The following is a 14540-nucleotide window of genomic DNA, read 5'->3' as shown; positions in this document are numbered from 1 at the left end:
CTGCGGTCGTGACGGCGACCGTCCTGGCCGCAGGCGCGGTGGGATACCAGCACACCCGCACCGATGGCCGCCTCCACTTCCAGGTGATGACCGCTCAGATCGGCGCGGGTGTCACCGACGGGTCGGCCGTCGAGCTCGCGGGGGTGCCGGTGGGGCAGCTGGAACGGATCGACAGCAGTACGCCCGATCACCAACTGCTCACTCTCGCACTGGAATCCGGGGTCGCAGCCCAACTGACCGACACGTTGGCGTTGGACTACACACCGGGCAACCTGTTCGGCATCAGTCAGATCACGTTGCGGCCGGGGACCGGCGGTGTGCCGCTGCGCGACGGCGCGGTCATCGATCTCTCCGGCGTGGGTCAGGTGGTCGACGCGACCATGGGGCGGCTGCTCGAACAGTTGGCGACCACCGCCGGTCGCACGCTGACCCCCGAACTCACCCAAGTGCTCAATCGCCTCGGCGAGGGATTGCAAGCCGTCGGACCACTGCTGCGGGCGGTCGTCGAGGTGACCCGGGTCGTCACCGACACTCAGCGATTCCCGCCGGCATTTCTCATCGGGCAATATGCCTCGGGGTTGCAAGGAGCCGCGTCGCTGCTCGACGGCAGCATCACGCTGCTCGACGGCCTCTCCCACATTCCAGTGCTGCGTACGGACCGCGCCATGTTCGATCGTGCGGTCGATGTGATCAGCAATGACATTCTCCCGGCGGCATCGCGCACCGGGTTCACCGCGCAACACCAACTCGCCGACTTCGCCGACCTGCTGGGTCCGCTGCTACGAGCTGTCGCAGCGACCGTGCCGGGTCCCCAGCGGTCCGGCGCGCAACTACGAGAGTTACTCGACCGCATCGACGGCGCCTTTGCCGACAGTCCCGGCGGCACGGTGCTGAATGTAGAGATCATGCTGCGCGGCATGCCCGCGGTGGCTGCGCCACTGCTCGGCGCGGCTGTCGATCGGAAGGCAGGTCGATGAACTCCTCAGCCCGATTCCTTTGGCGGATAGCTCTTTTCGCGTCTGTCATGCTCGTGATGCTGGTGTTGATCATCCAGGTCATCCGGCGCCCGGTTTCCGGCGCGCTCGATGGCTACACCGCACTGTTCGCCGACGCCAATGGCTTGCGGGCCGGTGACGACGTGCGTATGTACGGGATGCCGGTCGGCAAGGTCGAATCTCTCGCGTTGGACGGCGCGGTGGCGAAAGTCCGCTTCACCGTGCAGCGCGCACACCCGGTCTATGAAGGCGCGACGCTGGCCATTCGCTTCCAGACCTTGGCCGGGCAGCGGTATGTCGATGTGCGACAGCCCCCACGGACCGGTGCGCGGCTCGCGCCCGGAACGACTGTCGGAATCGAGCACACGGTCCCCGCTTTCGATATCACCGCCCTGTTCAACGGCTTGCAACCGGTGCTGGCCGAGGCGTCGCCCGAGTCGCTCGATCGGTTCGCCCAAAACATGCTGGCCGTGTTCGACGGTGACGACTCCGGAATGGGCCGGGCACTCGACGCGGTCGACCAGCTGGCCGGGTACGTCAGCGACCGCCAGGTGGTGATCTCCACGCTGGTCCGCAATCTGCGTCAGATGTCGGACGTGCTGGTCGGGCGGTCACCGCACCTGGTCGCCATCCTCGGTGGATTGGCCGATGTATTCGGTATTCTCGAACAGCAATTCCAGGGTGTCGTGGACTTCGTGGACACCATCCCGCCGGTGCTGGAACCGCTGGACGCTCTCGCCGCCCGGCTCGGCCTCACCGTAGGTGTAAACGATGATTTCGATCGAATCATCCGCGCTGCCCTCCCCGACCCTGTCGCGGCCCGGGACGTGCTTTCCCGGCTGCCCGGTCTGTTGCAGTCGCTCGACACCCTGACGACCGGTCCCGCCGACGCCTCGACCACCTACTGCGGCAATGGGCCCGCGCCGATGCCGACGCCGCTGGCCATCCTTATCGCCGGACAGAGGATCACGATATGCAAGCGCTGACAAGGCTTTTCGTGCAGCAGTCGGGCGGTGGCTCCGCCCAGGACGAGGAACAACGCGAACTGCGCTGGGGCGTCTTCGGTGCGCTGTCGGTAGTGGCGCTCCTGATTGTCTGTGGCGTGATCTACGCGCTGCCGCTGGGAACTCGGACCTACACCGCACTGCTCTCCGAGGCCGGTTCGGTGAGGGTCGGCGACGACGTACGGGTAGCCGGCATCCCGGTAGGTTCGGTCACCTCGATCGAACTGCTGCCCGACGAGGCGCGCATGCGCTTCGACCTCGCCGACGAGGTCTTCGTCGGTGCTGATACCACGCTCGAGGTGCGCATGCTCACCGCGGTGGGCGGCAACTACGTCGCGGTGCTGCCGGCGGGGGTGAAGCCACTGGGGAAGCAGGTGATTCCAGCCAACCGGGTGCGCTTGCCATACAGCCTCATGCAGGTCTTCCAGGACGCGGCCACGCCACTGCACCAGGTGAATGGTGATGTGCTGCAACGTAATCTGGCCGTCCTGCAAAAGTCACTGAGCGACAACCCGGACAGTATTCGACGCCTGAGTGACGCGTTGAGCACGGTCGTCGGCATCCTCGACCAGCAGCGCACCGATATTGCGGCCACCCTGACCATGGCCGAGGAGTACCTGAACGCGGTGGGCTCGGCCAAAACGACCATCGGGCGGTTGATGGGGCGCATCGGTGGGGTGGAGAAGATCCTGATCGGCAAGCGCGACGAGATCAATGCCGCTGTGCCGCTGACCATTCAGCTGCTGTCACGGGTCGCGGCGCTCGAACCGACCTACCGCAACAACTTGCAGCCGCTGGTCGACGAATTCGCCAAAGCCCTGCCCGACTTGCAGAAGCTCGGCGAACACCTGAACGGTATGGTCGCCACCATCGGTGATCTCAGCGCGCGTATCGGACAGCACGGCGTGAGCGTCGATCAATCAGCCGCCACGGTCTGTATTCCATTGCCGGGGAAGGGATGCTGAGTATGCGAAGCCTGTTCGCCGCGCGTGGCTTCATGTCGGTGCTCGCCGTGCTGGTGGCGGCGGTCGCCGTGGTCGCCGGTTATGTGGTCATTGCGAATCCTATGCAACCGATGCAGCGGTACTGCGCGCAGCTGCCCGATTCGATCGGGCTGTACCCGGGCAGCAGCGTGCGGGTGCGTGGAGTCGTGGTCGGCACCGTCGCCGGTCTGCGTCCTGAGAATGGCTCCGTCCGAGTCGATTTCAATATCGATGCCGACTATGGACTGCACGGTGATGTCTCGGCCGCGACCGCCGCGCCTTCTCTTGCCGCAGACCGGGACCTGGCCGTACTGCCCGGAGCGTCCACGGCGCCGCGGTGGGATCCGAGTCGCTGTATCACCCGCACGCTCACACCCAAGAGCATCACCGAAACCCTGCAAGCCGCGAACAATCTGGTGAAACAACTACGCACCGGTGACGATCCGCAGCTGATCGGCCACACGCTCGAGGCACTCCGATCGGCCACAACCGGAACCGGTCCGCAAGTGAAGCAGATTCTCGGCAGCCTCGGTTCGGCACTGCGCTCCCCGGACGTCGAGACCGGACAGATCGGCGGTCTGATCGACGCACTCGGTGTGCTGGCGGCGGGTGCCTCGGCCAACTGGGCCGATCTCGAACAGGTCCTCACCCGGTTCCCCGCGGTCTTCGAACAGATCAACAACGAGATCTTCACCAATCTCACCGCACTCGTCGACAGCCTGCGGGTAATCCTGGCCATGGTCAACGACTTGACGCGCGAATACGGGGGAGCGATCCTCGGCGGCCTCGATGCGGTCGTGCCGTATGTCCGCACCCTGGCCACCGGCGGTGAACCGTTACAGCAGACCATCGCCCGCCTCCCGGCCCTGGCCACCGCGTTCACCCGTGCCACAGATCCGGACGGAGTGCCCGTTCTGGCCTGGTCGCCACCGAAAGTGGAACTACCGCAACCGGTTTCCGAACAGTTGTGCGTCGCTGCGAACTCCATAATGCCGGGTCGATGCGCTGGACCGGACAGCCTGCCACGGCTGAACCTGGCCGAACTGATCGCCACGACGGGAGCACGATGAGCACCGGACGACCCTCGCGCCTCCTCCCGGTACTGGGCCTGATGTCGGCGGTCGTCATCGGGATTGGCAGCTGCGGATTCGATCCGTCGGCAATCCCGGTGCCCGGCAGCACCATTGGCGGACCCACCTATCGGGTGCACATCGAGTTCGGGACCGCACTGAACCTGCCCGCGCGCGCCAACGTGGTCCTGGACGGGGTACGGGTCGGCGTGCTGGCCGCGGTCTCCATGATCGACCCGGACGCCGACCGGCCCGGCTACGTCGTCGCCGATGTGGACATCGCGACCGCGACCAGGCTGCCCGGCGGAACGATCGCACAGCTACGTCAGAACACCGTGCTCGGCGACATCTACATCGCCCTCAGCGCCTCCGAGGCTCGCACCGGTCCGGACCTCGCCGACAATGCGACCATCCCGCTCGCGCACACCCGCCCCGCCTTGCAAGTCGAGGACACCATGGCCGCGATCGCGACCTTCGTGCAAGGCGGTGCGGTGACTCGCATCCAGGACATCCTCAACCAGGTCAATGCCGCACTACCCGCCGACCGGCGCGACACCGCCCGCATAGCGCGGACCGTGGCAGCCGACATCATCGATGTCGCCGCCAATCTCGACCGGGTGCACGAGTTCGCCGCAGCGGCGCAGGCCGATGTCGATATCATCCGCAACAACGCGGAGGCGCTGAAGGACCTGTTCTCCGTAGACGGTGCGCGGCAGGTCACCGACGCCACCATCTCACTGGCGCATCTGTTCGGGGTCTTCGGCGCTATCGGCGGCTTCGCACACGCCATTGTGTGGCTCGCGCCGCTGGCCCGGGATGGCGATGCCGCGGCGGCTGCGTTCCTCCCGCTGCTGTTCACCGACGGTCCGCTGGACACCACCGCGCCCTCGAATCTGAATCGGCTGGTCGACTTGCTCCGTGACCGGGTGCTTCCCTTCGTAGAACAGGGACCGAAGGTGAATATCACCGATATACGAACGACTTCCGATGCCGACACGGTGCCCCGGGACGAGCGTATCGCGTCCATCGTCGCGGCCCTGCGCGTGGTCGGAGCTGTGCGATGAGGTGGCGTTCGGTGCTGTCGCTGGGTGCGATCGCCACGGTGTTCGTGCTCGGAGCGGGCTACCTCACTTTCGGAGTGGTGCGGGTCGACTGGTTCCAGCACTACACGCACGCCACCCTGATGCTGCCGAATTCTGGTGGGCTACAGGTTAATTCTCCGGTGCTGCTGTCCGGTGTGCCGGTCGGCAGAATTACCGCCGTCGAGACCGTGGCGCAGTCGGCACGAGTACGCCTGCGCATCGAGGACATCTATCGCATCCCGGTCGCCAGCACCCTGCGCATCGAGAACCTCTCCGCGCTCGGCGAACCGTACGTGCTGATCACCCCGAACGGCGGGGCGCCGTACCTGGCGGACGGCGCGCAGATCGAGGCTCGTCAGGTCCTGCTGCCGCTTTCTGTACCTGAAATGGCCACCGCGGCAACCGATCTGATCGGGCAGTTCGACCCGCAGGTGCTCACCGATCTGGTGCGCACATTCAATGAGGGACTGTCCGGCAGCGAATCGCTCTTCCCGCAGCTGAGCCGGTCAGCGGACCTACTGGCCGCGACGCTGCTCAGCCGGCTGCCACAGCTGCGCACGATGCTCATCGACCTGCAAACCATGGGCGGCGATATGGAATGGCTCGGACCGGCATTGACCAAGGGCGGTCCCGAATGGGGACGGTTCGGCAGCAAGGTCCGCGATGTCGTCAACGCGCTCGAAGAGCTGACGCGTGGCAAGGGATTTCCCGAGGACTATCTAACCGGATCCGGCCTGGTGCCGTTCTTGCATCAGTTCTCGGACAGGCTCGACCAGATGGGTCCGGAACTGCGTCCACTCGCACCGATGCTGGCTCCACTGGCCGCGAGCGGTGGCGACTCGATGCGGGGACTGGACCTCAGCGCCCTCATCACGCAGGCACTCGGCAGCACCGGAGACGGCGCCCTTCGGCTACAGATCGCCGTTCGCTGACCAATCGAATCCATTGGAGGACAACATGACCGACATCATCGACAACCCACTCGAAGTCCAGGACCCGGAAACCGCCGAGCCCGCTGCTCCGTCCGCGCGCACCGTCTCCCTTCGCCTCAGCACTGTCCTACGCGGTGCCATCGCCGTCGGACTTATCGCTCCCGCAACAACTTTCGGTCTGCTCTGGTGGTCCGCCGAACGGGATCTGGACCACAATGCGGCGACTGCCGCCGATACCGCTCGCGCGGAACAGGTTGCCGCCGAGTACGCCCTCGGCGCTTCCACGGTCGACTATCAGAACTTGCCCGCCTGGCTGGCCAAGCTCAAGAACGGCACCGCCGCGCAGTTGGCCACCAAATTCGACGCGACCGGTCCGGCCCTGCAACAGCTGCTGACGCCGCTGCGCTGGACCTCCACCGCCACCGCGATCGCCGCCAAGGTGAGATCCGAATCCGGCGGCATCTATCAGGTCGATGTCTTCCTCGACGTCAACTCCACCAGTGCGCAGACCCCCGACGGTGCCCGCACCACCGTTACCTATCACGTCACCGTGGACCGCGGGTCGGACTGGAAGATCACCGACGTCGGCGGCCTCGACGGTGCGCTGCCCACACGCTGACCCTCATGCCAAGCACGCTGGGCGCGACCGAGTTCGGTCACCGGGTCGTCGCCGAAAATCCACTCTCTCGCGACCCGATGCAGATTCGTGCAGGGCCGGAGTTGGCCGAGGATCGCCGCCAACTGAAGTTCGACGCGCCCGCGCAACGCATGATCGGCCGGCAGGTTGAACGCGCGCGCCGGTGCACCGCCGGTCGAGCCGCTCATACCGAGCAGAGCCACGACGTCGTTCGCGAGGTCAGGGGTGATCCATGCCGGTTCGTCGCGCAGGTACCAGCCGAACACCGTGGTGAACAAGACATAGGCTGCGTCGGGCGAAATGTCGGAGCGTCGGGCGAAGCCGCGGGCTTCCATCAGATCCAAGACGCGTTCGGTGTCGCCGTCGATACCTGCGCGCAGCGCGGCCAATTCGGCATCGGCCGTGCTCGCGGCGACGGTCTTACACAGCCCGAAATCCAAGAAGCCGACAGCGCCGTCGTCGAGCAGCAGAACATTGCCCGGATGCGGATCGCCGCTGTAGTGGTACAGCAGGTAGGGCGTACCGCCATAGAAGCGGAAAGGATCTCCGCGAGGCGATCTCGTTCGGCTTGCGGCGCGGTATACGCGGTCCGCAGCGGCTGCCCGTCCAGCCATTCGGTCACGATCACTCGTCGGCTCGACAACTCCCGGACGACTTCCGGAATCCGAATGAAAGGGTGTCCTCGATACGCGTCCCCGAGCAATCGCGTATTGCGCGCCTCGATCCGATAGTCCAATTCTTCCCGGACACGGGCCTCGAACTCGTCGAGGAACGCCGTCGCATCAAAGGCCGAATGGACGAACCTGTACACGCTCAGCACCGTGCGCAGGTTTCGCAGATCCGCCAGCAGGGCAGCGTCGATATCCGGGTACTGCACTTTCACCGCGACCGACCGCCCGTCGGCGAGCCGCGCTTTGTACACCTGACCGATCGACGCTGCGGCCACCGGCTCCGAATCGAACTTCGCGAACGCCGCCTCGACGGGCGCGCCGAGCTCGTGCTCGAGCAGTCCGCACATCCGGTCCCACGGCGCTCGCGGGGCGTTGTCCTGCAGAGTCGCCAGCGCCAGCTGGAAATGCTCGCGGAACTCCGCAGGCACGATGCCGGGGTCGATCATCGAGAACACCTGTCCGAGCTTGGTCGCGGCACCGCGCATACCGCCCAGGACCGCGACCAGCCTTTCGGCCATCAGGGCATTACGAGCCTGGTCGGCGGCACGTGCGCGGGCGTCGGAGCGGACGCGATCAGCGGTGCGGTGCGCGGCGAACTTCACCGTTTCCGCGCCGACCAGCCCACCCAGCTTCGCGGCCCGGCCCGCCCGTGATCGCGGCATCTTCGTCATGGGCCGAGTATTACCTGTTGTCCGATCGGATGCGAGCAATGATTCAAACAACTCTCACCGTTTCACGCGCCCTGGTCACTCGATCGTCCACCGGAAGATAATCTCGCAGGCATGACCCACGCAGGCATCGACGTCGACCAACTGTTCGGGGCAGGGTTACCCAGCCTCGACGCGGAACAGACTCGCCTGCTGGACACAGCCCGAGCCGAGTTCGTCGAACACGGATTCCGGCGCACTTCGGTCGGCGATATCGCCCGCCGAGCAAAGGTTTCCCGCCCCACGGTCTACCGACGTCTGGGTGACAAGGACGAAATCGTGCGTCAGGTCGTGGTGCGCGAGGTAGTGACCTTCTTCGTCACGATTGGCGCCCAGGTGCTCACCAAGAGCACACCGTCGGAAAAGGCCGTCGAGGCGTTCGTGCTCGGAGTGCGCGAATGCGGCCGTCATCCGCTCGTCGCGGCCCTGCGCCAGTACGAACCCGAAACCCTGACCTCGTTCCTCACCGACCACGTCACCACACTGGAACCGGTCCGCGCGGCCATCGCCATGGCCATCGTCGGCGACGCATTGCCCCTCGACGGCGCACTCCGCGCCGCCGAAATGTTCATCCGCGTCACCGCGTCCATGCTCGTGGTGCCCAGCGAAATGCTGCCCATCGACACCGACGCTCGCGCCCGCTGGTTCGCCGAAACCTACTTCCCGCCACTCATCGAGGCATCGATGGGACCCGCCCCACACTGAGGCCCGCGGACACGCCGCCCGATCTGGAAATGGTCGACGCACCGCCCGCATCCCGGAAACAAGGACTCGCTGGTACCGCAGATTCCGCGGTACCAACCCCGACTGCATCGCTCGGAACCTCGCGGGCGGAATGTTCCGGGTATTGCCTACCGGCGGGTCGCTCTCGCGCGCCGTAGCGCAAATTGAGGTGCCGGTCCTGCCCGAGGACACCGCCGCGATCACCGTCCCCGTCTCCTGGGCCGGTCTCGCGTTGCGCGGTCGTCGTGTGGTCCGGGCATAGCCGCGTCGACTGTGTCCCAATCATGGTGTGGGCAATGCCGAAAACGTGGTGTTCCACGGAACGAAGGCCTCTCCGGGGCGAGCTTGCGATGTGTCGCCGGTGAGGGCTTCGTCGACTTTTCGCGCGGTGGCCTTGGCCGATCCCGGGCTCTGCCCGGTGACCAGGTTTCCGTCGACCGCGGTGTAGGACACGAACGGAAGCTTCGCCTTATCGTAGAGCGCGCCGCTCGGCGCGCTCTACGGCGTTCAGGGCGCGGCGTGGATGATCATCAGCGACCGAATCCAATTCGCCGGCGGCACAGGACAACCCGGCACTCGTGGACTCCGTCGAGTAACTCGTTCGAGCGCTGCCGACCTCACCGCATGAGTGAACAACTGTTCTGGAACCTGTAGCAATAATTTCAGCGATCTGTAGGGAGATCTCACAACCGGCGTTTACTTCAGTGCACGGGTGTTACGTCTCAGGACATGGCGGAACGGGGCGCTCGACCGAAGGTATCGCGTGGGAGACGGTTGCTCCTGCGGGCTCTCAGGCATCTGTTCACACCGCTGCGGCCCGACGACTACCTGGAGATGATCAATCCGCTGTGGACGACGCGGGAGTTGCGCGGGCGGGTCGAGAAGGTGGTGCCGGAGGGGTCACAGGCGGCGTCGGTGTTCATCCGGCCCGGGTACGAGTGGGGTGGGCACCGGCCGGGTCAATATGTTCGGCTGGGCGTGCTCATCGATGGCATTTTCCATTGGCGCGCATACTCTTTGACCTCGGATCCGGACGCGGCCGACGGGCTGATATCGGTGACACCGAAGGTCGTGGAAGACGGCGTCGTATCGCCCTACCTGGTGCGGGAGATCCAGCCGGGCGAGGTGGTCCGGCTCGGTGAGGTCGAGGGCATGTTCACCCTGCCCGAACCGACCCCCGCGAAACTGCTGTTCCTCAGTGCCGGAAGCGGCATCACGCCGATCGCGGCCATGCTGCGCAGCCTGGACCGTCGCGGGGCCCTCGACGACGTGGTCGTCGCTCACTCCGCGCACGAGCCCGCGCAGGTGATGTTCGATGCGCTGCTCCGGGATCTGGACCGCCGCCATCCGGGTCTGCGGCTGGACATCCGGCTGACCGGAGAACACGGCAGGCTCACACCGGGCGATCTGGGCGTCCTGTGCCCGGATTGGCGTGAACGCGAGGCGTTCTGCTCCGGCCCGCCGGAGATGCTCGATGCGCTCACCGCGCACTGGAACGCTCACGGCATCGCGGACCGCCTGCATATGGAACGCTTTCAGCCGATCATCGGCGGCGCGGAACACGGCGGGCAGGGCGGGCTCGTGCACTTCCAGCGCAGCGGCATCGACGCCGAATGTGACGGCGGCACACCGATTCTCGTCGCCGGAGAACAGGCGGGACTGGACCTGCGTCACGGCTGCCGCATCGGCATCTGCCATACCTGCGTCGGTGTGCTGCGCTCAGGCAAGCTGCGCGATCTGCGCACCGGCGAGATCGGCGAACCCACCGGCCAGGCGGTACGGATCTGCGTGAACACCGCCGAGGGCGACATCGACATCGAACTCTGAAAGGACCGACATGAAGACCGCACCCAATCCCCTTGCGCACCTGAGTGATCGGCAATTGCAACAGCTCGCCGAGGAATGCGACGCCATCCACGCCGAGGTCTACGCCGACCTGGGCGATCGCGACCGCCGCTACATCAAATCCGTGATCACCACCCAGCGCCAGCTCGCCGTGGCGGGCCGGGCACTGCTGCTGGGTTCGATCTCTCCCCCGGCCTGGCTGGCGGGCACCGCCTGCCTGGGCATGGCGAAGATCCTGGAGAACATGGAGATCGGCCACAACATCATGCACGGCCAATGGGATTGGATGAACGACCCCGACATCCACTCGACGGTGTGGGATTGGGACACCGCCTCCACCGCGGAGGCATGGAAGCACTCCCACAACTACATTCACCACACCTTCACCAATATTCGTGGCAAGGACAAGGATCTCGGCTACGAGATCATGCGGATCGACCCGAACCAGAAGTGGAGTCCCGTCTATCTCGCCCAGCCGTTCTACAACGTGCTGCTCATGGCCTTCTTCGAATGGGGAGTGGCCGTGCACGACTTGGACATCGAGGCCATCCGCGCCGGGGACAAACCGATGGCCGAGGTCTGGCGGGACCTCAAAGGCATCGCCGGCAAAGCGCGAGCGCAGATCACCAAGGACTACCTCGGCTGGCCACTGGTGAGCGCGGCGGCGTTCGGCGCGGCCCAGCTCGTACTCCGCGGGCGACTGCCACAGCCCTCGACCTCACGAATCGGCAAGGGGCTCGAGGCAATCAGCGGCAAGCGCCGTATCGGCACGACCGCACACCTGCTCGACAGGCTGCTCCCCGGAATGGAACGCACCTTCCTGGCCACCGTCGCCGCGACGTTCACCGCCAACATCATTCGCAACGTGTGGGCGCACGCCATCATCTTCTGCGGCCACTTCCCCGACCAGACCTACACTTTCAGCCAAGACGAGGTCGACAACGAGACCCGCGGCGGCTGGTACGCCCGGCAACTGGTCGGCGCCGCCAACATCGAGGGCAGCCCCCTGTTCCACATCATCAGCGGCAACCTCGGCTACCAGGTGGAGCACCACCTGTTCCCCGACATGCCGAGCAGCCGCTACGCCGAAATCGCCCCTCGGGTCAAAGATCTCTGCGAACGCTACCAACTCCCATACAACTCCGGCCCCCTCACCCGCCAGTGGGCCATGGTCCACCGCACCATCGCCCGCCTCGCCTTCCCCGGCGGCGAACCCCGCCCGAAACCCGGCCCCTACCACCGCGAATCCGACCCGTTCACGCCGAACGGCCCCGGCGAATCCGACCGCTTCCGCAACCGGATACCGGCCGGTGATAAAGCGTGAGAATGAGATTGGCGGTGCGTTTCGGGACACCCGGGTCGCGGCAGGAGGGTGCGTTTCCGCAACCCGGCTCATCAGTGCCGAGAGGGCCCGATGCCGATTAGGGGTAGTCACAGGGCGTGTCCGGTGGACATTTGTCGGAGATGCCAAGCCGTGTCACTGTTTTGGACGCCGAAGATGTGTCGGGTGGCACCGCGACCCACTGGCCCACTGTCACCGGCCGATGCCATACTGCCCTCATGCTCGAGCTGCTGGGTCAGTGCATACCCAGCCCCGGGGCCACCCGCCCCGGGGCTTCGTCGTGCACATGCCCCCGTAGCTCAGCCGGTTAGAGCAGGACGCTTATAACGTCAAGGTCGTGGGTTCAAGCCCCGCCGGGGGTACTCGAAACCGGTGCAACCTCGGCCCGTCCTTTCCAATGCGTAGGCCGCAGCAGAGCCGTCCTCGGTGGGGTCGCCTTCGCTGTTCACCCTCCGAAGAACCTGCGCAACCCGATCGGAGCGGTTCCGCTCGGCCGGGATCGGAGACTTCGAGCTCGGCGGTGGCCCAGGGTGTGTGGGTCCGACGTCCGGAACTGGATGGACACGGCCAGTTGATATTGCGATGCGCAATCTTTGTCGGCATGGGTTGATGCTCAGCCAATGCCGCGGCTCTTGGTCCACCACGGGCTGACCGTAGCGATCTCGCCGTGTCACGCTGTGATCCGTGGTCGAAGGGGATGGCAGCCGAGGATGCGTGGGCGGAGTGTTCGAGCACGGTCGCCCTGCCGTGGCCGGGGCGCAGCATTTGTCGGATATGAGCGAGGCGAAGACTTGGCCGCAGCCGTTAGTCATGGGTGCTCGCCAATCGGCGGATTACGGATCTGGGTCGCTGCCGAGGTTGGAGTGCCCGGGGCCTTACCTCAGACGCCGGAGAATCGCGGTCTGGCGATGCGCGGTCGGCGTGGGGTCCGGGGATAATCTCGGCGACGGTTCATCCTGCGAGTACGGGAGACGGTATGGGCGGCAAGGGGATCGGGGCGACGGTTCGGGGGCGGGGGAATCAGCTGTGGTCCATGGCCCGGCTGGCTATCGGGCTGCGGCGGTTCGAGCGGACGGGGCAGGTCGGCGATGGGCGTGAGGCGGCGGCACGGGAATATGTGCTCACGCACGCCAGGGCCGGGGATCCGGAGAGTGTGCTCGGTACGGTCGACGAATTCGCGCGTACCCGCAGCATGCTGGTCAATGTCGGGGATGAGAAGGGGCTGCTGCTGGACGCGGCGGTGCGCAGGACGCGGCCGAAGCTGTTGCTGGAGTTGGGAACCTACTGCGGGTACAGCGCGGTGCGGATCGGGCGGCTGCTGCAGCCGGGCGCGCGGCTGGTGTCGGTGGAGTTCAGTGCCGCCAATGCCGAAGTGGCGCGGGCGATCATCGCGCACGCGGGGCTGTCCGATCGGGTGAGCGTGGTCGTCGGGACGATCGGTGACGGCGGGGAGACCATGCACCGGCTCGCGCTGGACCACGGATTCGACTCCGGCACGGTCGATCTCATGTTCTTCGACCACGCGAAGAAGGCCTATCTGGCGGATCTGCGGACGATCCTCGCCGCCGGATGGCTGCACCCCGGAACCGTGGTCGTCGCGGACAATGTCCGCGTACCCGGCGTCCCGGACTATCGCGCCTACATGAAGGCCGAGGAGGGCAGGAGCTGGCGGACCGTCGAGCACAACACCCATGTGGAGTATCAGTCCATCCTCGAGGATCTCGTGCTCGAGTCCGAGTACCTGGGCTGAACTACCCGACACGCAGCCGATCGGTCACCAGATCCGCTATGGCAGAGGTGTTTTCGGGTGTGTCGAGGTAGGTGTGCCCGCCGGGGAAGGTGGCGGAGTCGAAGCCCCCGCTGGTGTACGCGGCCCACTCCCCCACCTGCCGCACCGTGGTCGTCGGATCGGAGGTGCTGATCAGCGCCGTGATCGGCGCACGCAGCGGATCGCCCGGCTGATACCGGTAGGTCTCCACCGCCTGATAGTCGTTGCGCACCGCGGGCAGCACCAGATCCGCGAATCCGGCGTCCTCGCGCAGCATGCTCAGCAGCGCCGGGTCATTGCCCAGCAGTTCCAGCTGATCGATGAGCGCGGCATCGGATTCGAGGTGCAGGCGTCCCGGCTCCGCGAAATCGGGTGCGGGGCGGCCGGATACGAACAGATGCGAGAGGGTGCGACCGGCGGCCTCCCAGCGGCGAGCGGCTTCGAAGGCGATGGTCGCGCCCATGCTGTGCCCGAAGATGGCGACCGGTGTGGTGGCGGGCCAGTTGAGCATTTCCCGCACGGTCCGCTCGGCGAGTTCGGTGAGTTCGGGAATCTGCCGCTCCCCCATACGATCCTGGCGTCCCGGATACTGCACCGCGAAGACCGCCGTCCCCGCCCCGAACCGCTGCGCGAGCGCCCGGTACGCACCGGCCGAGCCGCCGCCCGGCGGGAAGCACACCAGTACGGCGCGCGGGTCGGCGTCGGTGCGCAGGGCGCGCAGCCAGTCGGTGCCGGTGAGAGGTGCCACCACAGCAATGCTCCTTCGACGACTATGGTCGGA

Annotated in this window: 14 protein-coding genes, 1 tRNA gene and 1 pseudogene; 12 read left to right on the top strand and 4 right to left on the bottom strand. The window is 66.1% G+C overall.

The genetic code is table 11. The annotated features are described in order from the left end of the window. Window positions 1–8 precede the first annotated feature (8 nt). Genes NA10_RS16700 through NA10_RS16670 form a run of 7 tightly spaced genes read left to right on the top strand, consistent with a single transcriptional unit; the run spans window position 9 to window position 6685 of the window. A complete protein-coding gene (locus NA10_RS16700; RefSeq protein WP_157556560.1) occupies window positions 9–977 on the top strand; it encodes an MlaD family protein in 969 nt (322 codons plus the stop codon). After that, window positions 974–1981, top strand: a complete 1008-nt coding sequence (locus tag NA10_RS16695) for an MlaD family protein (RefSeq protein WP_067568753.1) — start codon at window positions 974–976, stop codon at window positions 1979–1981. The genes NA10_RS16700 and NA10_RS16695 overlap by 4 nt, the downstream gene beginning before the upstream one ends. After that, entirely contained in the window at window positions 1969–2964 is a 996-nt protein-coding gene (locus NA10_RS16690) for an MlaD family protein (protein WP_067568752.1), read from the top strand. Before NA10_RS16695 ends, NA10_RS16690 begins: the two co-directional genes overlap by 13 nt. 2 nt (window positions 2965–2966) lie before the next feature. Continuing rightward, window positions 2967–4052, top strand: a complete 1086-nt coding sequence (locus NA10_RS16685; RefSeq protein ID WP_067568751.1) for an MlaD family protein — start codon at window positions 2967–2969, stop codon at window positions 4050–4052. Beyond that, on the top strand, window positions 4049–5116 hold the full coding sequence (locus tag NA10_RS16680; RefSeq protein WP_169812590.1) for an MlaD family protein: 1068 nt from the start codon (window positions 4049–4051) through the stop codon (window positions 5114–5116). The genes NA10_RS16685 and NA10_RS16680 overlap by 4 nt, the downstream gene beginning before the upstream one ends. Next, on the top strand, window positions 5113–6066 hold the full coding sequence (locus tag NA10_RS16675; protein ID WP_067568750.1) for an MlaD family protein: 954 nt from the start codon (window positions 5113–5115) through the stop codon (window positions 6064–6066). The genes NA10_RS16680 and NA10_RS16675 overlap by 4 nt, the downstream gene beginning before the upstream one ends. A 25-nt stretch (window positions 6067–6091) precedes the next feature. Then, window positions 6092–6685 (top strand): hypothetical protein, encoded by a 594-nt coding sequence (locus tag NA10_RS16670; protein WP_067568749.1) that lies wholly within the window; start codon window positions 6092–6094, stop codon window positions 6683–6685. Here the strand turns inward: NA10_RS16670 and NA10_RS35655 are convergent. After that, entirely contained in the window at window positions 6607–7143 is a 537-nt protein-coding gene (locus NA10_RS35655) for an AarF/ABC1/UbiB kinase family protein (RefSeq protein ID WP_373862384.1), read from the bottom strand. The two genes, NA10_RS16670 and NA10_RS35655, sit on opposite strands and share 79 nt — an antisense overlap. Beyond that, window positions 7038–8045, bottom strand: a complete 1008-nt coding sequence (locus NA10_RS16665; protein ID WP_084514805.1) for an ABC1 kinase family protein — start codon at window positions 8043–8045, stop codon at window positions 7038–7040. Before NA10_RS16665 ends, NA10_RS35655 begins: the two co-directional genes overlap by 106 nt. Before the next feature lie 111 nt (window positions 8046–8156). Here NA10_RS16665 and NA10_RS16660 point away from each other — a divergent pair, with 111 nt between their 5' ends. Continuing rightward, the gene (locus tag NA10_RS16660; protein ID WP_067568748.1) at window positions 8157–8786 is read left to right on the top strand and encodes a TetR/AcrR family transcriptional regulator; all 630 of its coding nucleotides are present in this window, start codon (window positions 8157–8159) and stop codon (window positions 8784–8786) included. A 393-nt stretch (window positions 8787–9179) separates the two neighbouring features. On the opposite strand, the pseudogene NA10_RS39720 reads toward NA10_RS16660, so the two are convergent. Next, window positions 9180–9290 (bottom strand): annotated as a pseudogene (locus tag NA10_RS39720) (type 1 glutamine amidotransferase domain-containing protein); the annotation flags it as partial. Between the two features lie 243 nt (window positions 9291–9533). Here NA10_RS39720 and NA10_RS16655 point away from each other — a divergent pair. From NA10_RS16655 to NA10_RS16640, 4 genes are all read left to right on the top strand, one after another. Continuing rightward, the gene (locus tag NA10_RS16655) at window positions 9534–10631 is read left to right on the top strand and encodes a ferredoxin reductase (RefSeq protein ID WP_067568747.1); all 1098 of its coding nucleotides are present in this window, start codon (window positions 9534–9536) and stop codon (window positions 10629–10631) included. Between the two features lie 10 nt (window positions 10632–10641). Beyond that, window positions 10642–11973, top strand: a complete 1332-nt coding sequence (locus tag NA10_RS16650) for a fatty acid desaturase family protein (RefSeq protein WP_067568746.1) — start codon at window positions 10642–10644, stop codon at window positions 11971–11973. A gap of 306 nt (window positions 11974–12279) precedes the next feature. Continuing rightward, window positions 12280–12353: transfer RNA gene (locus NA10_RS16645), tRNA-Ile, on the top strand. Window positions 12354–12967: 614 nt separating this feature from the next. Next, window positions 12968–13741: an O-methyltransferase gene (locus tag NA10_RS16640; RefSeq protein ID WP_067568745.1), complete on the top strand. Its 774-nt coding sequence runs from the start codon at window positions 12968–12970 to the stop codon at window positions 13739–13741. 1 nt (window position 13742) lies between these two features. On the opposite strand, the gene NA10_RS16635 is transcribed toward NA10_RS16640, so the two are convergent. Further along, complete coding sequence (locus NA10_RS16635) at window positions 13743–14510, bottom strand: thioesterase II family protein (RefSeq protein WP_067568744.1); 768 nt, start codon at window positions 14508–14510, stop codon at window positions 13743–13745. Window positions 14511–14540 lie beyond the last annotated feature (30 nt).

It is taken from the genome of Nocardia acidivorans NBRC 108247, from assembly GCF_001625085.1.
In the GTDB taxonomy this organism is placed as follows: domain Bacteria; phylum Actinomycetota; class Actinomycetes; order Mycobacteriales; family Mycobacteriaceae; genus Nocardia; species Nocardia acidivorans.
The sequence above is the reverse complement of the archived record's forward strand: the minus strand, read 5'-3'. Positions and strand labels throughout refer to the sequence as shown.